Genomic DNA, 22465 nt, shown 5'->3' with positions numbered 1-22465 from the left:
CTGCTTTCGCGAGCAAGCCCGCTCCCACAGGGATTGCGGTGTTTTTGAGAGAGTCATCACAGGCATGTCCTCTGCTTACAGACCGTTGGCCATGGCTTTGTCGATCAGCCAGTTCAGGGACGGGCCGCGATCGCTGGTCACTTCAACCGGGCGACCGGCGTAGGTGCTGTCCAGCGGGGCGTCGGGTTTGATCTGCACGCGGATGTCGGAGGACATTTCGCTGCTGTTCAGGCTGGTGCTGCTGACGATGGTGCCGGTGCGTACCTGCTCTTCATCCGCTACCTGGAAGTTCACGCGGGTGCCCGGGCGTACGTCGGCAAACTGGCGATAGGAGAAGCGCGCATCAACGTTGGCCTGGCTGCCGCGTGGCACCAGTTGGAAGATCACGTCGCCCTTGCTGGCGTACTGACCGTCGGCGACCAGTTGCTGGGCCACGACGCAGTCGCAAGGGGAGGTGAGGGTGCCGGTCATTTGCTTGCCGAACAGTTCTTCGACCTTGGCCGGTTGCAGCTGGTCTTCGTCCAGATGGCCCTTGAGTACGTCGAGCATGCTGGTACTGAAGGTTGCCAATGGCGCGCCTTTGGCGGCGACCGCATCGCCTTTGATCAGGCTTTGCACGGTGCCATCGCGGGGCATGGTCACGTTCATCCCGGGCACGCTCACCAGGCCGGAGGTGGCGTGGCTGACGAAGTACATGCCGTACACCGATTTGACCACGAAGCCGAATGCCGCCAGGCCCACCACGAAGATCCCGAGGCTGAAAGTCACCGCCCGCAGGCGGCCACCGACGCTCATGTTGCTGCCGCCGTCCTTGACCTTGCGCGCCTTGGTGAAGTTGTCGCGTTGCAGGGTTGCCAGCACGTCACCCATGGTCACGATGTCACCGGCCAGGTGCGAGGTGATCAGGTGGCGCAGGGTGGAGATGTCTTGTGCATCGAGGTTCTGGAACTGGCAACCGGTGCGGCCGGTCTGGCGGTCGTAGGAGCGAATCTGCAGCTCGACGTCCATCGCCAGGCCCAGGTTGTCGATCACGAATTGCAAGCGACCCTTGTGCACATCGCCGACTTTCAGCGGCTGCTGCGGGGCGTTGAAGGCCAGGCCGCCGGCGGACAGGTCGATCACCCGCACTTCCATCGGTGTTTGATCGGCGCCGAAGAAGCGCAGCTTGGCCGGGATTTTGACCCGGGCGTGTTGGCGCTGGGCTTCCGATTCGTGGACAACGTTGGCGTTTACTGGGCTATTCATGGTGTTTAGTTCCTAGTTAATTCAGGCTTGGCAGGGTCAAACCATCATCAGCAACACGGCGACGAAAATGCTGCCGGCGGAGAAGGTCATGGTCCGAGACGACCAGGTGTTGAACCAACGTTGAAAGCTGGCCAAATCGCGGGTCAGTTTGGTGTCCTGGCGGGTCCAGGACTGTTGATCAAGGCGGAAGAACACGTAGATCTTCACCAGCGCGCCCATGATCTGGTTGTAATAGAGAATCACCGGGTAAGCCGGGCCGATCTTGTGGCCGGAGCACGACAGCAGCAGGGTCAGAATCAGGCGGGTGATGCCGATCCACAGCAGGTAGGCGAGGATGAACGCGCCGCCGTATTTGAAGGTGGCGATGATCGCCACGGTCAGCCCCAGCAGGGAGGTCCACATCGACACGCGTTGATCAAACAGCACGATGCTGGTGAACAGGCCCAGGCGACGCATACCCAGGCCCAGGGCACGTGAGTTCTGGCGCAGGTTGTTGCCGTACCAGCGGAACATCAGTTTGCGGCTGGCCTTGATAAAGCTCTTTTCCGGCGGGTGTTCCACGGTGTGAATCGCGGCATCCGGCACATAAAAGGTGTCGTAGCCCAGGCGCATCAGGCTGAACCAGCTGGACTTGTCGTCACCGGTCAAAAACTTGAAGCGGCCCAGGCGCCAGTGTTGCAGCGAGTCGCTTTCCACATCGGCAATGAAGCCCGGGTCGGTGACCACGTTGGCGCGGAATACCGACATGCGGCCGGTCATGGTCAGCACGCGTTTGGACAGGGCCATGGAGCACATGTTGATGTGGCGCTGGGCGAAGCGCAGCTTGTGCCACTCGCTCATGATGTAGCCGCCGCGCACTTCGCAGAACTCGTTGGTGGTCAGGCCGCCGACATTGCCGAACAGCTGGAACCACGGCACGGTCTTGCGCACTACGCCCTCGGCGAGCACGGTGTCGCCATCGATCACGGCCACTACGGCGCGGTTGTCCGGCAGGTGGCGGGAGATGGCGCGAAAACCGAAGGCCAGGCCGTCACGCTTGCCGGTACCGGCGATGCGCACGAAGTCCAGCTTGACGTGGTCGGGCGGGTTCATCCTGGCCCACAGGCTCTTGACCAGCAGCTCATCGGACATTTCCACCAGGGAGCAGACCACGGTGGTAGGGAAGCCACATTCGATGGCCTCGCGGATCACCGAGCTGTAGACCTGGGCCGTGGTCAGCGCGTCGATCCGAAAGCTGGTGACCATCAGGAATACGTGGGACGGGTCTGCCGCCTTGCCCAGCTTGCGCACTTTGCGCCGCAGGTGCGGGTAGACCACGTACAGGAACAGCATGCCGCGAAAGAAATGCGTAGCACCCATTGAGTAGCGCCAGATACCGACGGCGCCAATCAGGAAAATAAAATTCTTCGACTCTGAGTCGAACGTACTCGCCGGCAACAGCAGGGCGAGTCCCATCAGCAGGCTCAGGAAAAACAGCCAGCCGGCAGATTGGAGGAGTACGTGTTTTAACTTGGACATAGGCGTCATTCCGCAGGTGAAGGAGGTTTCAAGCAGCAAGCGCCGGGGATCAGGACGCTTGCCGCTTGAAACTTGCCGTTGCTGTTACCAGCAAATGCCTTCGGTACGGCCGCTCACGCTGGTGGCCTTGGACATGAAGCCCACCAGGTCGACCACTTGCTTGCCGTGGGGTGCGTTGTGCGCCAGGGCACGGAACTTCTCATCGCGGTTGCCCAGGATGATCACGTCGGAGTTGTTGATCACTTCGTCGAAGTCCGAGTTGAGCAGGGACGACACGTGAGGGATCTTGCCTTCGATGTAGTCCTTGTTGGCGCCGTGCACGCGAGCGTATTCGACGTTGCTGTCGTAGATGCTCAGGTCGAAACCCTTGCCGATCAGCATCTCTGCCAGTTCCACCAGCGGGCTTTCGCGCAGGTCATCGGTGCCGGCCTTGAAGCTCAGGCCCAGCAGGGCGACTTTGCGTTTGTCGTGGCTGGAAACGATGTCGAAAGCGTTTTGCACCTGGGACTCGTTGCTGCGCATCAGCGAGTTGAGCAGCGGCGCATCCACGTCGAGGGAGCCGGCGCGGTACGTCAGGGCGCGCACGTCCTTGGGCAGGCAGGAACCGCCGAAGGCAAAGCCCGGGCGCATGTAGTACTGGGACAGGTTGAGGGTCTTGTCCTGGCAGACCACTTCCATCACTTCGCGACCGTCGACACCCACCGCCTTGGCGATGTTGCCGATCTCGTTGGCGAAGGTCACTTTGGTCGCATGCCAGACGTTGCAGGTGTACTTGATCATCTCGGCGACGGCGATGTCCTTGCGGATGATCGGCGCGTCGAGTTCTTCGTACAGCGACTGCAGAACATCGCCGGAAGCGGTGTCGAATTCACCGATGACGGTCATCGGCGGCAGGTCGTAGTCGGCGATGGCGGTGCTTTCACGCAGGAACTCAGGGTTTACGGCGACGCCGAAGTCGACGCCGGCTTTCTTGCCCGAGCAGTCTTCGAGAATCGGAATCACCACATTGGCCACGGTACCTGGCAGCACGGTGCTGCGGACCACGATGGTGTGACGGGAGGTCTTGTCACGCAGGACAAAACCGATCTCGCGGCACACCGATTCGATGTAGTTGAGTTCCAGGTCGCCGTTCTTCTTGCTCGGCGTGCCGACGCAAATCATCGACAGGTCGGTATCACGGATTGCCTCGGCGAAATTGGTGGTGCCGCGCAGTCGGCCGGTTTGAACGCCCTGGCTTAACAGCTCGCCCAGACCCGGTTCAACGATGGGGGATTTACCCGCGTTGATCAGGTCGATCTTTTCCTTGGAGATGTCTACGCCAACGACCTCATGGCCCCGTGCAGACAGGCAACCGGCACATACCGCGCCGACGTAACCCAAACCAAATATGCTGATGCGCATCGCATTTACCTCATTGTTAATCGTGCCACTAGATGGCCGGAGTTCATGTTTTGAAGCGTCACCCAGGCACTGGGAAGTGCGACGAATAAACGTCGGTATATCCAGTGCAGGCATACTAAAAGTCGAGTGACTAACTAATGCACTCAAGTTGTGCGCAACTTGGCCTTATTGTTGGGGCTTGCCCTGAAATGCAGCCAGCCTTCCTGGGGAAGGGCCTGGCGCCAGTGCCGCAAGGCGTTGACAGGGGCTTTGAGCCCTTATATATCAACGGCTTGGGTTGTCTCACTGACCCATACAGGTGAGCTCAGCCTTGGCCTTGTCGGAGAAAGTAGTGAAACCTTTGCGTCCGCCTTCAACTAATCAGTTGATGATTTGACCATTGAGTCAAAGTTATATGACAACTTTGCTACTTCCCTTGGTCGCCACGTAAGTCATCTCTTACATCTTCAGAGATAATCGTTACCGGTGGTATGAGCGGTGCTTTAGGACATAGTTCCTGTCCACTCATCCTGTTTCCGGAAATTTCTTGAAATATTAGGAAAGATGGCACTAGTACTATTCTGATAGCACTTGCTATTTAGGCCAGTAGTTGCGGGGAGTTGCGAGGGGTGAATAGTTTTGTGCCACTACTGTTTTAAAAAAGTGGTGCCACTACGAAAAAAATTGACGAATGTCGAGTGAAATAAATGTTAGGGAATCTGAAGAATTATTTTTGACGCCAAATAAATGACGAATTCGGAATTGGATGCAAACAAAATGTGGGAGCGGGCTTGCTCGCGAAAGCGGCGTGTCAGGCAATAAAGGCATCGACTGAACCACCGCTTTCGCGAGCAAGCCCGCTCCCACATTTGGATCTTCGTTGTCAGGTTATTCCGGTGCGTGATCCCGCAGGAACACCAGGTTATCCGGCTTCGACTGCTCCGCATTGAAGCGATAACCCTGCACGTCAAACTCCTTGAGTCGGGCCGGGTCGTTGATGCGTTCTTCAATCACAAAGCGGCTCATCATGCCCCGGGCCTTCTTGGCGTAGAAGCTGATGATCTTGTACTGGCCGTTTTTCAGGTCCTTGAACTCGGTGTTGATGATTCGCGCATTCAATGCCGGGCGTTTGACTGCCGAGAAGTACTCGTTGGACGCGAGGTTGAGCAGCACGTCATCGCCTTGTTCGGCCAGGGCTTCGTTGAGCCACTCGCTGATGCGGGTGCCCCAGAAAGCGTACAGGTCCTTGCCACGGGCGTTGGGCAGTTTGGTGCCCATTTCGAGGCGGTACGGCATCATCAGGTCCAGCGGCCGCAGCAGGCCGTACAGGCCGGAGAGCATGCGCAGGTGGTCCTGGGCGTAGGTGAAGTCGGCGTCCTTGAGGGTTTCGGCGTTGAGGCCGGTGTAGACGTCGCCCTTGAATGCCAGCAGGGCTTGTTTGGCGTTGGCGGGGGTGAAGGCGGGGGTCCAGCTGCCGAAGCGTGCGGCGTTGAGGCCGCCGATTTTGTCGGAGACGTGCATCAGTTCGCTGATTTGCGCCGGGCTGAGTTCGCGCAGTTGTTCGATCAGCTCCTGGGAGTGGTCGAGGTATTGCGGCTGGGTGAAGCGCGGGGTGACCGGCTTTGACTCGAAATCGAGGGTTTTGGCGGGGGAAATCACCGTCAGCATGAAGTCGTCTCCTTTAATCGTGGGGGGATTCTAGGGGGTAGGGCGGTTTGACTCCACCTATGATGGTGATAGATAGCTGTGCGGTCGTTGGGGGGGCATATCCGTTTCTGCGGTTACGGCGGCTTATGGTTTCGCTCTTACAGCGAGTCACTTTGCAAAAGCGTTCAAAAGTGAGCCGCTGTAAGGCGGAACCAATACAAGCCATCACTCAAATAACGCATATACACACCAACCCAATAGCGCCCCCACACGATCGGCTATAGTGCCCGACGACTCTGGAAAGGGAGACCCTTCGTGCGAATTGCGCTTTTACTGTCAGCCTGGCTCATCTGCCTGGGCGCCCAAGCCGCCCCCGTGGATGTCGCAACCCTGGACCGCGGCACCTGGCCCGAACGCCTCAGCAGCCCCGCCCTGTTCGACGTCGCCTCACGCGCAGAAATCCTGATGTTCGCCCACACCCTGCTCGCCAGCGAATCCCTCGACGAACCCGCCCTCAAGCAGCGCCTGGGCCTGAAGATCATCAACCAGGCCTCGATCGACGACCTGCGCCGTCAACTCTGGCAACGGCTACTGGAAAACTACACCTTCGCCCAACAGAGCTGCGAACAGGACGCCTCCTTCTGCTACCTGGTGGAAAACATGGACGACCTGCGCGAACAAGCCGCCAAATTCGAAGTCAGCGACAACTCCTTCTATATAGGCTGGGCCGGCCCCAGCCGCGCATTCCACGAACGCTACCTGGATGAACAGTTGCGCAAGGCCGCCCTGTTCCCCCAGATCAGCAGCGAAATCGCGCGCTTCGGCGATCACGAACGCAACGGCGACGAACTCAACGACCGGATGTTCCTGCTGACCTTCGACAGCGGACCGTCCCCGGTCAGCGGCAATACCGACTGGCTCGCCGACTACCTGCGCAAACAGAAAATGCACAGCCTCTTCTTCGTGCTGGGCAACAGCCTGCAAACCCGCGTCGAGAAAAGCTCGGCCACCGATGTGCAGGCGCTGTACCAGGGCCAGTGCGTCGGCATCCAGGGCTGGCAGTACCGCTCCCATAGCCACTGGGTCGACTGGCAGTCGTCCATCACCCGCAGCGCCTCCCTGGCGCAAAACCTGATGCCGGAAAACTACTTGCCGCTGTTCCGCCCGCCGTACGGTCAGCGCCGGTCCGACAGCCAGGGATTTTTCCAGTCACAAGGGCTGCAAGTGGCCTTGTGGGACATCGACTCGGAAGACGAACCCGGCAAGCTCAAGGCTGATGAGTCGGCGAACCGCGTGCTCACACTGATGCTGTTGTGGCGGCGCGGGGTGATCGTCTTCCACGACACCCAGGACAAGGCGCGCATCGCTTTACCCTGGCTTTTACACGCCACGGCAGAAAGTGGACTCGGCTGGCAGGATTGCCGCGAAGCGTTTCGCTGAAAAAGCACGAAAAGCCCGGCCCTGTTGGGGCTGAGGTTTTTCAGGGGGGAATTTGAGAGGTATTTCGATACAGGCGGACTTCCGACTTTAACGGTGCAATGCCGGCGCGCCTAGTGCTATTCGTCATCCTGAAAAATAAACTTCAAAAAAGCGTCAAAGTGCTTTTTCCTGTCATGTGTTTTGCGGTATTACGAAGACAGACAGCCGAAACCTGCAACACAGGTGGCGTCTTCCAAGACACCTCTTGTGTGCACCGCACTTGACGCCCCTCAAGTGCGTTCGACGGTCGAATCGAGGCGCAGCACTGTCGCGGTATTGCGTCGACTGGCTCCCACAAAGGTGACCGAGTATGGATGATCATGGACGTAACCCTTCTTCCGACCAGCCAATCCTTTATGTGCTTGATACCAATGTACTGATTCACGATCCAAACGCACTGCTCAACTTCGAAGAACACCACGTCGCCATCCCGATGATCGTGCTTGAGGAGCTCGACAAACTCAAAAGCGGGCACCACAGCGTTGCCGCCGAATGCCGCCAGGCCATCCGCCTGATCGACAAGACCCTCGGCGAAGCCTCCCCCGACGACGTCGAGGTGGGCGTACCGATCCAGCGTGGCAAAGGCGGGCCCAAGGGCTTGCTGTCGATTCTGATGAGCAAGCGCAGCGAGCCCAACAGCCTGCTGCCGGAAAATCTGAACGACAACAAAATCATCAACCAATTGATCGACCTGCACGCACGCGACAAGGACCTGCGCCTGGTGCTGGTGACCAAAGACATCAATATGCGCCTCAAGGCACGAGCGTGTGGGATCGCTGCCGAGGACTACAGTACTGACCAACTGGTTGACGACGTGTCGATGCTGTCTCGTGGTTATCACACCATGACCGGCTCGTTCTGGGATCGCGTCAGCAAGGTCGAAACCCGTCAGGACCATGGCCGCACCTGGCACCAGGTACAGCTGATCGACAACCTGCCGGCTGTGCACATCAACGAATTCATCATCGACGAACAGGGTTTTGTGGGCTGGATCAAAGAGATCCAGGTCGACAAGCTGCTGATCCTCGACCTGCATCAGGAACCCCTGTTGCACCAGGAAGCCTGGGGCCTGAAACCGCGTGATATCTACCAGAGCCTGGCGCTGTATGCCTTGCTTGATCCGGACATCCACCTGGTCAACCTGACCGGCGCCGCAGGTTCGGGGAAAACCATCCTCGCCCTGGCCGCCGCCATCGAACAGACCATGGTTACCAAACGCTATCGCCGCATCATCGCCACCCGCAGCGTGCAGGGCCTGGACCAGGAAATCGGTTTCCTGCCCGGCACCGAAGCGGAAAAAATGGAGCCGTGGCTGGGGGCGATCACCGACAACCTCGAAGCCTTGCACATGGATGACGAAAACACCCATGGCAGCGTCGATTACATCCTCAGCAAAGTGCCGTTGCAGTTCAAATCCCTCAACTACATACGGGGTCGCAGCTTCCAGCAAAGCCTGATTTTGATCGATGAATGCCAGAACCTGACGCCGCACCAGATGAAAACCATCATCACCCGTGCCGGCGCCGGTTCCAAAGTGGTGTGCCTGGGCAACCTGGCACAGATCGACACCCCTTACCTGTCCGCGACCAGCTCCGGGCTGACTTACCTGACGGAACGCTTCAAGGACTTCCCGAACGGCGTGCACATTGCGCTGCAAGGCGTCCCTCGCTCGATTCTGGCCGAATACGCCGAATCTCACCTGTAACCCATCAACCCATGTGGGAGCGGGCTTGCTCGCGAAAGCGGTGGTTCAGTCGATGCATTTATAGGCTGACACACCGCCTTCGCGAGCAAGCCAGCTCCCACATTTGATCGGCGTTGGGTTTACAATCGGGGCTCCTGATCAGGAGTATCCCTGTGCTGACTCATCTCGATTCCCAAGGTCGCGCCCACATGGTCGACGTCACTGAAAAAGCCGTGACGTTCCGTGAAGCCGTGGCCGAAGCGCGGGTGCGCATGTTGCCCGAGACCCTGAAAATGATTGTCGACGGCGCCCACCCCAAGGGCGACGTGTTTGCCGTGGCCCGTATCGCCGGGATCCAGGCCGCAAAAAAAACCAGTGATCTCATTCCCCTGTGCCACCCGTTGATGCTCACCGGGGTCAAGGTCGAGCTCAGTGCCGATGGCCTGGACGCGGTGCGCATCGTCGCCCGCTGCAAACTCTCCGGGCAGACCGGCGTGGAGATGGAAGCGCTGACCGCGGCCAGTGTTGCCGCCCTGACGATCTACGACATGTGCAAGGCCGTGGACCGTGGCATGACCATCGAAACGATTCGGCTGCTGGAGAAACTCGGCGGCAAGAGCGGGCATTTCAAGGCGGACCAGGCATGAGCATCAACGTACTGTTTTTTGCGCGCTACAGCGAAGCGATTGGTCTGGACTCCCTGGAGATGGAAGGCGATTTCGCGACGGTCGACGCTGTACGCCAGGCATTGGCCGGTGACCCGAAATTCGCGGTGCTCAATGAGACCAGCCTGATGTGCGCTCGCAACCAGGAACTGTGCGACCTTGATGAGCCGCTGCAGGCTGGCGACGAAGTGGCATTCTTCCCGCCCGTGACCGGAGGCTGACCATGGCGATTCGGGTGCAGGCCGAGGCGTTTGATCCCGGCGCCGAGGTCAATGCGATGCATGCGGCCAATGTGGGCGTAGGCGCGGTGGTGAGTTTTGTCGGCTATGTGCGCGACTTCAATGATGGCCTGGATGTGGCAGGGATGTTCCTCGAACACTACCCGGGCATGACTGAAAAGGCCCTCGGCAAAATCGCCGTGGAGGCCGAGCAACGCTGGCCGCTGCTCAAGCTGGAAGTGTTGCATCGCATTGGCGCCCTGGAGCCGGGTGAGCCGATCGTGTTTGTTGCGGCGGCCAGCGCCCATCGTCAGGCCGCGTTCGATGCCTGCGCCTTTGTGATGGACTACCTGAAGACGCGCGCTCCGTTCTGGAAGAAGGAAAACACCAGCGAAGGGCCACGCTGGGTGGAAGGGCGCGACAGCGATCACGCAGCCGCTGACCGCTGGAAATAACGTGTGGCGAGGGAGCTCCCTCCCCACAGCAAGCTCCCCCGCCACACAGGTCAGGTCGAGGCGTGCAGCCGGTGTGGAGAAAGCATCGCTTCGGTCAACCCGAACGCCGCCAATGCATCCGGCAAAGGCTTGCCGCGCACCAGCGCCGCACTGGCCTGGCCCATCGCCGGAGACGTCTGGATCCCGTAGCCGCCCTGAGCCGCAATCCAGAATAATCCCTCCACCTGTGGATCGAACCCGCAGACCAGATCACCATCGCTGACGAAACTGCGCAGCCCGGCCCAGGTCCGCGCAGGCCGGCGGATGCTCAGGGTGGTGGCTTCCTCGATGTGATAGATGCCCGTGGCGATGTCCAGCTCTTCCGGTTGCACATCGTGGGGCTCCACCGGGTCGGCATTGGCCGGTGAGCCGAGGAACATGCCGGCGTCGGGTTTCATATAGAACGAACCGTCGAGGGCCGCCAGCTCCGGCCATGCGTGGATGTTCAGCTCGGCGGGTGGAGAGAAGACGAACGCGCTGCGACGTTTGGGTTGCAGGCCGATTTTCTGTGCACCGGCCAACTCGCCGATATGGTCGGCCCAGGCGCCGGCGGCGTTGATGATCACCGGGGCGCTGAAGTGTTGTTGGGCCGTGCGCACTTGCCACAGTCCCTGACCGTCACGGGTTAGTTTCTGCACCTCACTGTCGGTGTGGATTTCTCCGCCATTGCGCCGAATGCCGCGCAGGTAACCTTGATAGAGCGCATCGGTATCGATGTCACACACGGTCGGGTCGTAGATCCCGCCATGGACTTTTTCCCGGCGCAGGATCGGCATCATGGCCATCGACTCCTCGACGTCGAGCAGTCGCGTTTCTGGCACAAGGGCTTTGGCACTCAGGTACTGGCGCTGCAACTCACCGGGGTCGCCAATCAAGTCCACCAGCAATTCGCCCCGTGGGGTGAGCAAGGGGTGTTCGGCAAAGCCTGCGGGCGGCTGATCGAAGAAGGCGCGGCTGCCCAGCGTCAGTGCGCGGACCTGGGGCGTGCCATAGGCGGCGATGTACAGGGCGGCGGAACGGCCGGTGGAGTGGTAACCCGGCATCGACTCGCGTTCCAGCACGATGACGCGGGCATGGTGTGACAGCCAGTAGCCGGCGGATGCGCCGGCGATGCCACCGCCGATGATGAGGTAGTCGGCCTGGTTCATGTGTTCCTCCTGGATTTGAAAATGCTGAAACCAAATGTGCAGGCTTGCTTGCTCCTCCACAAGCCCGCTTTCACATTTATATTCAGCCTGGCGATAAAGCAGGAAATCGCTATTTCCTTTTGACCTGAAAATTCCGGAAAAACTGTTATTTCTAACAGTAGGCGGTCCCTTCTATAAAGCGCTTACTTGCATCAGGCCGGTACAAGATGTGGCGTTGATGATAACTGTTCCCTATGTTGGATAAGGAGAAGGAAATGAAAGCGGAAGATCCCAATGTTCGTTTAAAAACGTTTGATATTGAATTCCCTCGCGATGGTGGCAATGTAGTTAATAATGAGGTGTATCTGGGTGGCAAACAGCAATGTCAAGTCAATATAATTGTCCAAAAGGAGAGGAGAAACGCTGAAGGTATATGGGAGCTGGCAGCCTTTGAGGCGACGGAGCTTGAAAGTGCCACGGTGGTTGAGTATTCCACAAACCCAGAAGCGACAATTCCGGTCGGATGGTATTGTGATACAAAAAGGAACGAATTTAACATGGGTCGGTGGTCGGGGGTGCTTGAGGAACCCAGCATGGCTACAGCCCCTTCTAACCCTATTATTCAGCCGATGCCCGGTATTGGTCCGCTCGAAAATGAGAAGCGATACCTGAGGTGTGATCTGAGATCAGCTGGTAATCAGCAGTTTATGGCAAAAATTACGGTGGGACGTAAAACATATACAACTAATATGGAGAGAGATAATGTTAATTATCAATCATCTGTCACTGTTAAGTGTCAAGAGCCCTATACATTGTCTGCTGAGCGGCTCGATCATTGGGCTGATACTGACGCCTTTTCAGTGCAGGGTGTGGATGTGGATATTTATTATTGGACGCCCCCCCTTGGGTTGAGATTTGTCGAGAATATACCTCCGACTGATCCCGTAAAATTAAAAGATTCATCTGTTCAGGGGGATCACTTTGATATTTACTACACTCGGGACATTGGGCACGGTATTAGACAGATCGGCGGTGTCATACGGGGTAATACTGTTGGAAACATCACAATGAATAGCCTGCTGAAAAAATCTTCAGGGGGAAATGACCCAATTCCTGCGAACAAGCGCAATACCATCATGCGTGCTGCGCGAGTCAAGGCCTGGTTGGATAACCCCAACACCGATCAACAAGGGGCCAGTATTTGGACAATGGTCGATAGTTATGGCTGCTCGCATCACTATTACCTGACCGAGACCGACAATTACAATGTGATGGTGCTGCGCGCCACTTCAAAACCCTGACGTTCCAGGCATTTCATCCCCTCTCCAAGTGCGAAGCGGTGGACCTATGGACATCTATTCGAACGCGTTTAATTTCAGTGCCCACCTCGGCGGTTCGGTTGACCTGCGTACCGGGCAGTATGGGTGTCTGATTCGTTTGGCAGTCTTGAGCCCAAAAGGGCCGTTAGAGGTCAGTCGAGAGATTGCCTTGGCGTTCTCGATGATGGATACCCGCAACAGTGGCTACGGTAAAGGCTGGAGCTTGTCGAATACCGAATTTGACCCGAACAGCTTCAAGCTTACGCTACTCAACGGTGAACAATATCTAACCCAAGGGCTGCCCTCCGTAGGGGACAATGCTGTTATTACCGACCATAAGTTGAAGGACCTCACCATAAAACGGGTTGCGCAAAATACGCTGCACGTAATTTACAAGGATAGCACTGTCGAAATCCTGCGTCCCCTCAGCATTCCCGGTCCCTATAAGATCAGTGCCATCCAGTTCGAAAATGGCGAGCGGCTGACCTTCCGGTATGGCGGTAATAACTTATTGCAGAGCATTGTTGACGATAAAGAAACCGACCTGTTGATGTTGAAGTATTCCGCCGGATCGCTGGTAACCGCCGATACACTAATTGATGGTAATCGTTATGCCCGTACGCGATTTGAATATACTCATATCGACAATCAACTGACCAAGGTCACGGTTCCTTATGACTTGGCCGGGCCAGTCGCAAGTGAGGCCTATTCGTTTCAGTACCTCAGGTTGCCTGATGCAATGGTAGCTATTTCGCAGGTTATGACACCCATGGGGGGGCAGGAGATAATTCGGTATAACTCAAATGGGCATCAATACGATGCCCGTTTGTATATTCCGGTCGTCACCTACTGGGAGCAAAACCCCGGACGCGGGCAGCCCTCAGTCGTCCGCTCTTATAACTACAGTCCCAACCGTAACTTCACGGGATATCCTCTTAATGGCGGATTTCGCCAGGGCCAGGATAATTTGTATCGGGTGGATAGCGAGTACGCTTATTGGGCGGAAGAAACTTACGTTGATAATAATGGCAAGCCCCTGCGGTCGACCCGCGCCACTTATAATCGTTTTCACCTGATGACTGAGGAATTAATGCTAGCCAATGGCAGCCAGGTCAAAACCGAGACTGTCTACAATGAAGTTCTGGGCATCCAGTTTCCAAATCAGCCCGCCAATCTCCAACTTCCGAGCCGCATCACCAAGACCTTTGAGCTGTATCCCCAGGGTGGCAACCCCCCAAGGGCGGAAGTGGTCAGTATTACCACCGATGACTTCGGCAACGAACTAAGCCGCACCGAGGCCTCCGGCGTACGCACCGAATACACTTATTACCCGGTGACCGGCGAGCCCCGAAGATGCCCTGCCGACCCCCATGGACTCTTTCAACGTTACCTGAAGCTGGAAAAGCTTTTCCCGGCCAGATCGACCACTGCGGCTCGGACCACTGAACATTCCCACACCGACGTCTCGATAACGGGGGGCGGCTACTTCGTCATGCCGCTTGCCATCAACCTTGAAGGGGGCACCCATACGTCTTATACCTATCATTCTGTGGCCGCCAACCCCGCCCTGCATGGTCGCTTGAAAAGCTCCACGACGACGATCGACAAACTCTCTCTGGTCTCCGATTTCACCTGCACCTTCAATGGCGACTCGATCACCGAAGTCCGGAGCTTGAAGGGGCGTGAGCCTGGTCAATGGCTCGAGTCCGCGCGCACGTGGTCACTGACCAATCAGCGTCTGCTCGACATGACACGTGATGCCGTCGGCAGCCTGGCGATGACGTACGATGTCAGTGGGCGGCTGACATCGGAAACCGCCGCGCCAGGCACGCTCCAGATGGCCCGACGTCGTTATGCCTATCACTTTTCGGCCGGGGCCAAGATGGCCCATTTGGTCACCACGGATGCACAAGGCACCGTGCTCTTCACGTATTTCGATGGCATGGGACGCCAGCTCTCTGCTGCGCAATCGCTTGATGGCATCGCGGACAATGACAGGCTCCTGGGTTCCTGGGCGTACGACGCACTCGGGCGGCTCGTGAAGCAAACCCGTCTGGATTATCTGGGTGATGGGCCGCGTACATTGAAAACCAGCCACGCCTATAACATCTGGGGCAACCCGTGGACGGTAACTCAACCCGATGGTCGGGTATTGATCGATGAATATGACCCGCTCCTCAACCGCCGGGTGACGGGGGTGCAAGGTGACGCGCAACTGGAAACCTGGTTCAACGAACACAATCAACCGGCACGGGTTGAGCGGGTGAGCGTTGGCGGTGCGCGCATTGTGGTGGAAACCCGTACTTATGACGGGCTGGGCCGCTGCACGGAGCGCATCGATGCCAGGAAGACCAAGACTGAATACGCCTATGACATTTTTGATCGTGTGGTGCGCAGCCTGGAAACCCCATCCGACGGAACGCCGCCCCGTGAGCGGTTGACGACGTATGCGCTTGGCACCAGTGAGCCAATGGTGCGCACCCTCACCGTAGACAGCAAGCTGCTTGGCACGCGTGAATACGACAGCCTGGGCCGCGTCATTTCCCAAGCGCGTGGCAACGCAACAGCCACGACCTGGGAGTACAAGCCCAACCAGGTTGCGCCAGTGGCGGTGACTTCGCCGCGCGGTGACCGCCAGGAGTACCGGTATGACCTCGAGCTGGAAACATTGACGGGCGTCCAGATGGCAGGACATGCGCCGATAGACCTTGAGTACGACCCCATCAGTGGCGCGATGCGACAATCCCTTACAGCCGGGCTCAAGCATGAGATGAGTTACGACGAGAACGGCTATCTCGCCAAGGAAGTTCAGACGCTGGGCAGTCAGGCATTGACTAGCCTGACCAGCTACTCACCGGGTGGGCGGCTGTTGCGGCATACCTCGGCGGATGGGCAGCGCAGTGACCTGAAATATGACCTGTTCGGACGCCTCCAACAGACAACCACCGGTTTTATCGGCACGATCCAGGCTTACGACAGCCTGGGGCGCCCATCGGCGCGAACCCTCAGTTACCAATTCATGCGTCTTACCGACTCGGTGGTCTATGACGCATGGGGGCGTGAGTCAGAACGTAAGCTGGATCAGTTCGGTGCGCTACTGCAGAACATCGTCAGCACCTATTACGACGATGGCCTGCTGGCCACTCGCACGTTGAAAGATGCGAATGACGCCGTGGTCACGGGCGAGACGTTCACTTACGATGGTTATTCGCGGCTCAAATCCTATGTGTGCGACGGCACGCAATTCCCGATGGATCGATTGGGTCGGGCGATCAAGCAGCAGCATTTCAGTTACGACGGTCTCGATAATATGACCGAAGTGCAGACGACATTTACCGATGGCGGTAGCGACCGTAGCGAGCGTTTTTTCCAGGGTCAAGATCCTGCTTGCCTGACGCGCGTAACCCACACTAACCCGGTGCAAAACCTGACCCTGAGCTATGACGCCTCCGGTAATTTGCAGCAGGGCACCTCCAGCCGCAGCTTTGCGTACAACGGTTTTGACCAGCTCACTGGTGTGCAGGTCGACGCCCTCAGGTACAGCTATCAATACGACGGCGAGGCACGCCAGGTGCTTGCTGCGCGAGGCAACGAAGCCCCCGTGATGCTGGCCTATGCCGGGGATCGGCTCGACACGCTGGTGGAGGGCAGTAAACGGGTGCATTACGTGCGCGACGGCGACCAGGTGCTGGCCTACCGTGATCACGGTAATCGCGAGCAACTACTGGTCAATGACGGCGCTGGCAGTGTCCGCGGTGTGGTGGCGCCGGGCATGGAGCAGGTGCGCCGGCAGTACGCGCCCTACGGTGACGCCAGGATCGCCTTGGCAGATGGCACGCCTCCTTCGATGGTCCATCTGCAACTGCCCGCATACAACGGCGAACGGCTGGACGTACCGGTCAACCTCTATCACCTGGGTAATGGGCGCCGTGCCTATGATCCCGAACTCATGGTGTTTCTCTCTCCTGATCCCCTCAGTCCTTTTGACGAGGGCGGGATCAACAGCTACGCCTATTGTGGCGGTGACCCGGTGAATTGGTCGGACCCCAGCGGCCTCTTCAGTTTTCCAACATGGGCCAGGTGGGCACTGACCGGTGTTGCACTGGGCATGTCGGTGGTCACCGCTGGGCTTGCAACTGCGGGCTTGCTCGCTGCCATCGGCGCTCAAGCCGCTGCACTGACCATTGCCGGCAAGAGCGCGCTGTTGGTAGCCTCAGGCGCGGCCTCGGTAGGTGGGACGTTGGGGATTGCCGCACTGAGCGTTGAGGCGGTCGACAATCAGATGGGCTGGGATCGCTCCAGTCAAATCAACGTCCTGAACTGGGCATCGCTGACCTTTGCAGCGGTGGGTGTCGCGGCCAGTTTAGGGGGCGCAGGCATAGCGGCGACGGGCGCTTCCCGGGCGGTTGAAGTCGCCGCAAGCCCGGCGGTCCGAAGCTTCAGTCTATTGAGTTCCCAAACAAGGGCCGGATTGCAGGCCGCTGGCAAGTTGCTGACCGGTGCTTCTTACAAGTTCTTCAATGACATTACGCTGCCAAGCCAAGCCTGGGGGGTGACGCGTTTTGGCTTGCGCGTGGTCAATCTGTACCGCTCGGTCGACGGTCGGATCAGAAAGCGCCAGCCGGCAGCGCCTATCGGGGGCGATGCCGAGAACTTGCAGCAGCCACTGGGGCAGCCGCAACCCCAGCCTCAGGCCCATCGCCTTGTCGATATGTCGGGCAGCAGCTTCACTTTCCATGAGGCCTTTTCGCAGGAGGCCTCGCGTGTTCGCCAACCCATCCTGGCCGAATGGAATTCGGCCTGAGGTCTTCCAGCTTAAGGGCGTTTGCGCTCCACCGGACGCAACAAATGCGTCGGCGGCGTTTCGCAGCTGATCTTGCGGCCCAGCAAGGTTTCGATCGACGGCAACTGATACGAGTCGTCTTCACCGGCAAAGCTGATGGACACGCCCGCCGCGCCCGCGCGGCCGGTACGGCCAATCCGGTGCACGTAGTCGTCCGGCACTTCCGGCAGGGTGAAGTTGATCACGTGGCTGATGCCATCGATGTGAATCCCGCGTCCGGCCACGTCGGTGGCCACCAGCACGCGAATCTTGCCTTCGCGGAAACCTTCCAGGGTCTTGATGCGCTTGTGCTGCGGCACGTCGCCGGACAGTTGCGCGGCATTCACGCCATCACGCACCAGGCGTTCTTCGATGCGGCGCACTTCGTCCTTGCGGTTGGCAAACACCATGACCCGCTCCCAACCGTTGTCGTTGACCAGGTTGTAGAGCAGCTTGTATTTGTCGGCACCGGCCACGGCATAGATATGCTGTTCGACGTTCTCGCTGGCGACGTTGAGTGCCTCGATCTCGACGATGGACGGGTCGGTGGTCCACTGCTTGGCGAGGTTCATCACGTCTTCGGTGAAGGTCGCGGAGAACAGCAGGGTCTGGCGCTCGTTTTTCGGCGGCGTCTGGCGAATGATCTGACGCACTTGCGGGATGAAACCCATGTCGAGCATGCGGTCGGCTTCGTCCAGCACCATCACTTCGACCATGTCCAGGTGCACGTCGCCGCGCTGGTTGAAGTCCAGCAAGCGCCCCGGCGTGGCCACCAGGATGTCGCAGTGGCGCGCTTCCAGGTGCTTGAGCTGCTTGTCGAAGTCCATCCCGCCAACAAACGTCATCACGTTGAGGCCGGTGTACTTGGTCAGGTCGGCGGCGTCCTTGGCGATCTGTACCACCAGCTCCCGGGTCGGGGCGATGATCAGTGCGCGGGGTTCACCCATGTAGCGCTCTTTTGGCGGTGGGGTCTGCAACAACTGCGTAATGATCGAGATCAGGAACGCAGCGGTCTTGCCGGTACCGGTCTGGGCGCGACCGATGGCGTCTTTGCCGGCGAGGGTGAAGCCCAATACTTGCGCCTGGATCGGCGTGCAGTACGGGAAACCCAGGTCCTGGATAGCGTGCATCAGTTCCGGGGCGAGTTTGAAATCATGAAAGCGGGTTTTGCCTTCCTGGGGTTCGACAACGAAGTCTTCCAGTTTCCAGGGAATAACCACAGGTTTGGGCGCGCGTTCACGGCGCGGCTTTTCCTGGCGTGGCTCCTGGCGTGGTTGGTCGGCGGCTGGCTCTTCAGCGACGTTAACCGTGGCGGGTGTGGTCACCGGCTCTTTTTTTGGCGAGGCTACAGGTGCGGTCCGGCCAGGCTGCTGGCCGTCATTGCGGCTGCCTTGAACGTGGGCGGGGGCACTGGAACCTGGCGCGAGCTGCTCAGCCTCGCTTTTACCGAACATCTTCTTGAGTGCTTTGAGCACGGTCATCTCATCAATTGGTTAAGGAATGTACGCCGGCCAGTGTAATGCAAGAATCGGGCGCGGCGTAGTGCGTTGGTCATGCGGCTACACAATGGGTGGTTTTCAGCCCAGGCGGGCGGCCAACCAGTCACCGATATCGTGTATCTCCTGGGGTAACACTTCGTGGCCCATTGGGTATTCCTGCCATGCCACGGTGACACCGCGCGACTTCAAATGCTCATAGGCGCTGCGACCCATGGCGTTCTGCACCACGTCGTCGTATTGGCCATGCAGGCACAGCGCCGGAATCCGTTGCTGGCTGGCCGATAATTCAAGTTCGTCACCGAAGGTGGGAGCGTAGGTGGAAAGGGCAATCACGCCACCCAATGCGCCCTGCCATTTCAGGAACGCGGTGTGGAACACCACGGCGCCACCCTGGGAAAAACCGGCAAGGAAAATCCGCGAGGCGTCTATCCCGCTGCTTTTTTGTTCCTTGATCAGGTCGGTAACCATTTTTGCCGAGGCTTCCAGCTCTTCAACACTGATGGAACGCGCCGGGCTCATGGCCTTGATGTCGTACCAGCTCGGCATCTCGTAGCCGCCATTGATGGTCACCGGGCGTGTCGGCGCCTGGGGCAGGACAAAGCGCGTCGACAGGAGTTTTTCCTGCAGGGCTTCGGCCACGGGCAGGAAGTCGTAGCGATCGGCACCCAGGCCATGCAACCAGATTACGCAGGCGTCTGCGGGCTTGGCGGGCTGAAGAATCAAGGGTTCGGTCATGTCTGCTCCATATATGTGCGTGCGCTCCGATTGAGTGCGTCGGAACGGTGCGCGACGGGTTGATCTGTTAAGAGAATGTCGCAAGGTTGAATCTTTTGCTCTTGACCATGGGCTGAAACGACTCAGCCATCAGTCTGGTACGGGGCTTGCTATATGAAACCCGATGTCAAGGCTCACCCCAGGCGGTAACACTATCAGTGACTGGCGCCTGTGGGATAGCAACTGGACTTAAAGCAAAAACCTCATGCTGTTTGACCCCAAAAAAAGCCAACACGGGTCGATGTCGCCTCATAAGGGTGCGGTGGGGTTTGAGCTCCGACACAACAAGAGCAAAACTGGAGGTTTGAATGAAGGTATTGAAATCCACCCTGGCCATCGTGACCGCGGCTACCGTACTGGGTGTCAGTGGTTTCGCCCAGGCTGGCGCCACTCTGGATGCCGTGCAGAAGAAAGGCTTTGTGCAGTGTGGCGTGAGCGACGGTCTGCCGGGCTTCTCGGTGCCGGACGCCAGCGGCAAGATCCTTGGGATCGACGCTGACGTGTGCCGTGCTGTTGCCGCTGCCGTATTCGGCGACGCAACCAAGGTCAAATTCAGCCAGTTGAATGCCAAGGAGCGTTTCACCGCGCTTCAGTCTGGCGAAGTCGACATCCTGTCGCGCAACACCACCATGACCAGCTCCCGCGATGCCGGCATGGGCCTGAAATTCCCGGGCTTCATCACCTACTACGACGGTGTTGGTTTCCTGGTGAACAACAAGCTGGGCGTGAAAAGTGCCAAGGAACTGGACGGTGCAACCATTTGCATCCAGGCCGGTACCACCACTGAGCTGAACGTCTCCGACTACTTCCGCGCCAACAACCTGAAGTACACCCCGATCACGTTCGACACCTCCGATGAAAGCGCCAAGTCGCTGGAATCCGGTCGTTGCGACGTACTGACCTCCGACAAGTCCCAGCTCTACGCACAGCGCAGCAAGCTGGCTTCGCCGAAAGACTACGTGGTATTGCCGGAAACCATTTCCAAAGAACCACTGGGCCCTGTCGTGCGTAACGGCGACGACGAGTGGCTGGCCATCGTGCGCTGGGTTGGCTACGCCATGCTCAACGCCGAAGAAGCCGGTATCACCTCCAAAAACGTCGAAGCTGAAGCCAAGTCCACCAAGAACCCGGACGTTGCCCGTCTGCTGGGTGCTGACGGCGAATACGGCAAAGACCTGAAAGTGAAGAAGGACTGGGTCGTACAGATCGTCAAGCAGGTCGGTAACTACGGCGAAGTGTTCGAGAAAAACCTCGGCAAGAGCACGCCTCTGGAAATCGATCGTGGCCTGAACGCTCTGTGGACCAACGGTGGCATTCAATACGCACCACCTGTGCGCTGATCGCTGATGGTTCTATCACCCGGTGGGCCAACCGCCGGGTGATGTTCTGTTCCATTATTTCTGGGGCACTTAATGCAAAATCAAATCGGCGCACCAAAACAGAAGCTCAGCTTCAGTGATCCAAAAGTGCGTGCGTGGCTATTCCAGATCATCACGATTGTGGCGGTGGTCTCGTTGGGCTGGTACCTGTTCAACAACACGCAAACCAACCTTCAACACCGGGGCATTACCTCGGGTTTCGACTTTCTTGAGCGCAGTGCCGGCTTCGGCATCGCTCAGCACCTGATCGACTACACCGAATCGGACAGCTATGCCCGGGTCTTTGTGATCGGTCTGCTCAACACCCTGCTGGTGACGGTGATCGGTGTGGTCCTGGCGACCATCCTCGGGTTCATCATCGGTGTGGCGCGCTTGTCGCCCAACTGGATGATCAACAAGCTGGCCACGGTGTATGTGGAAGTGTTCCGCAACATTCCACCGCTGCTGCAAATCCTGTTCTGGTACTTCGCGGTATTCCTGACGATGCCGGGGCCGCGCAACAGCCACAACTTCGGCGACACGTTCTTTGTCAGCAGCCGTGGCCTGAACATGCCCGCCGCGTTGATGGCGGAGGGTTTCTGGCCGTTTGTGATCAGCGTCGTGGTGGCAATCATCGCCATTGTGCTGATGGCCCGTTGGGCAAATAAACGCTTTGAAGCCACCGGTGTTCCGTTCCACAAGTTCTGGGCCGGGCTGGCGCTGTTGGTGGTGATCCCTGCGCTGTGCGCTTTGGTGTTCGGCGCGCCGCTGCACTGGGAAATGCCCAAGCTGCAAGGCTTCAACTTCGTCGGCGGCTGGGTACTGATTCCCGAGTTGCTGGCGCTGACCCTGGCCCTGACCGTGTATACCGCGGCGTTTATCGCCGAGATCGTGCGTTCAGGCATCAAGTCCGTCAGCCACGGCCAGACCGAAGCGGCGCGTTCCCTCGGGCTGCGCAACGGTCCGACCCTGCGCAAGGTGATCATCCCGCAAGCCCTGCGCGTGATCATTCCGCCGCTGACCAGCCAATACCTGAACCTGGCGAAAAACTCGTCACTGGCCGCCGGTATCGGTTACCCGGAAATGGTTTCGCTGTTTGCCGGCACGGTGCTCAACCAGACCGGCCAGGCCATCGAGGTTATTGCCATCACCATGAGCGTGTACCTGGCGATCAGCATCAGCATTTCCCTGCTGATGAACTGGTACAACAAGCGCATTGCGCTGATCGAGCGGTGA

General features: G+C 58.4%; 16 protein-coding genes. 9 read left to right on the top strand and 7 right to left on the bottom strand.

Annotated elements, in window-relative coordinates:
- Positions 1–75 precede the first annotated feature (75 nt).
- The 4 genes from HX815_RS02600 to yaaA all read right to left on the bottom strand — a co-directional run bounded on the left by HX815_RS02600 (position 76) and on the right by yaaA (position 5811).
- Positions 76–1245 (bottom strand): alginate biosynthesis protein Alg44, encoded by a 1170-nt coding sequence (locus HX815_RS02600; protein WP_003216292.1) that lies wholly within the window; start codon positions 1243–1245, stop codon positions 76–78.
- Between the two features lie 36 nt (positions 1246–1281).
- A complete protein-coding gene (alg8, locus tag HX815_RS02595; protein WP_003216294.1) occupies positions 1282–2763 on the bottom strand; it encodes a mannuronan synthase in 1482 nt (493 codons plus the stop codon).
- Between the two features lie 84 nt (positions 2764–2847).
- On the bottom strand, positions 2848–4164 hold the full coding sequence (locus HX815_RS02590) for a nucleotide sugar dehydrogenase (protein WP_003216295.1): 1317 nt from the start codon (positions 4162–4164) through the stop codon (positions 2848–2850).
- Between the two features lie 867 nt (positions 4165–5031).
- Positions 5032–5811, bottom strand: a complete 780-nt coding sequence (gene yaaA / locus HX815_RS02585; protein ID WP_008435666.1) for a peroxide stress protein YaaA — start codon at positions 5809–5811, stop codon at positions 5032–5034.
- Positions 5812–6105: 294 nt separating this feature from the next.
- Between yaaA and HX815_RS02580 the strand changes: the two genes are divergently transcribed.
- From HX815_RS02580 to moaE, 5 genes are all read left to right on the top strand, one after another.
- A complete protein-coding gene (locus HX815_RS02580; protein ID WP_003216300.1) occupies positions 6106–7230 on the top strand; it encodes a polysaccharide deacetylase family protein in 1125 nt (374 codons plus the stop codon).
- Positions 7231–7579: 349 nt separating this feature from the next.
- On the top strand, positions 7580–8974 hold the full coding sequence (locus HX815_RS02575) for a PhoH family protein (protein WP_003216302.1): 1395 nt from the start codon (positions 7580–7582) through the stop codon (positions 8972–8974).
- A gap of 152 nt (positions 8975–9126) precedes the next feature.
- Complete coding sequence (moaC, locus tag HX815_RS02570) at positions 9127–9600, top strand: cyclic pyranopterin monophosphate synthase MoaC (RefSeq protein ID WP_008435663.1); 474 nt, start codon at positions 9127–9129, stop codon at positions 9598–9600.
- Positions 9597–9839: a molybdopterin converting factor subunit 1 gene (gene moaD, locus HX815_RS02565; protein ID WP_177027774.1), complete on the top strand. Its 243-nt coding sequence runs from the start codon at positions 9597–9599 to the stop codon at positions 9837–9839. Before moaC ends, moaD begins: the two co-directional genes overlap by 4 nt.
- A gap of 2 nt (positions 9840–9841) precedes the next feature.
- Positions 9842–10291: a molybdopterin synthase catalytic subunit MoaE gene (moaE, locus tag HX815_RS02560; protein ID WP_087692831.1), complete on the top strand. Its 450-nt coding sequence runs from the start codon at positions 9842–9844 to the stop codon at positions 10289–10291.
- Positions 10292–10341: 50 nt separating this feature from the next.
- Here the strand turns inward: moaE and HX815_RS02555 are convergent, their stop codons facing one another.
- Positions 10342–11478, bottom strand: a complete 1137-nt coding sequence (locus HX815_RS02555; protein WP_102369871.1) for an FAD-binding oxidoreductase — start codon at positions 11476–11478, stop codon at positions 10342–10344.
- Positions 11479–11732: 254 nt separating this feature from the next.
- On the opposite strand from HX815_RS02555, the gene HX815_RS02550 reads away from it, so the two are divergent.
- Positions 11733–12758 (top strand): hypothetical protein, encoded by a 1026-nt coding sequence (locus HX815_RS02550; RefSeq protein ID WP_177027773.1) that lies wholly within the window; start codon positions 11733–11735, stop codon positions 12756–12758.
- 46 nt (positions 12759–12804) lie between these two features.
- Positions 12805–17580, top strand: a complete 4776-nt coding sequence (locus HX815_RS02545) for an RHS repeat domain-containing protein (protein ID WP_177027772.1) — start codon at positions 12805–12807, stop codon at positions 17578–17580.
- An 11-nt stretch (positions 17581–17591) separates the two neighbouring features.
- On the opposite strand, the gene rhlB is transcribed toward HX815_RS02545, so the two are convergent.
- Entirely contained in the window at positions 17592–19079 is a 1488-nt protein-coding gene (gene rhlB, locus HX815_RS02540; protein WP_023659203.1) for an ATP-dependent RNA helicase RhlB, read from the bottom strand.
- Positions 19080–19175: 96 nt separating this feature from the next.
- Positions 19176–19832 carry an alpha/beta hydrolase gene (locus tag HX815_RS02535; RefSeq protein ID WP_003216319.1) on the bottom strand — a complete coding sequence of 219 codons (657 nt, stop codon included), beginning with the start codon at positions 19830–19832 and terminating at the stop codon, positions 19176–19178.
- Positions 19833–20179: 347 nt separating this feature from the next.
- Here HX815_RS02535 and HX815_RS02530 point away from each other — a divergent pair, with 347 nt between their 5' ends.
- Both HX815_RS02530 and HX815_RS02525 read left to right on the top strand, forming a co-directional pair.
- Positions 20180–21211, top strand: a complete 1032-nt coding sequence (locus HX815_RS02530; RefSeq protein ID WP_003216321.1) for an amino acid ABC transporter substrate-binding protein — start codon at positions 20180–20182, stop codon at positions 21209–21211.
- A 72-nt stretch (positions 21212–21283) separates the two neighbouring features.
- Positions 21284–22465 (top strand): amino acid ABC transporter permease, encoded by a 1182-nt coding sequence (locus HX815_RS02525; protein ID WP_003216323.1) that lies wholly within the window; start codon positions 21284–21286, stop codon positions 22463–22465.

Source organism: Pseudomonas sp. E6002 (genome assembly GCF_013385565.1).
Lineage (GTDB): Bacteria > Pseudomonadota > Gammaproteobacteria > Pseudomonadales > Pseudomonadaceae > Aquipseudomonas.
Note: the sequence above shows the minus strand (reverse complement) of the source record. Positions and strands in the feature narration are given on the sequence as shown.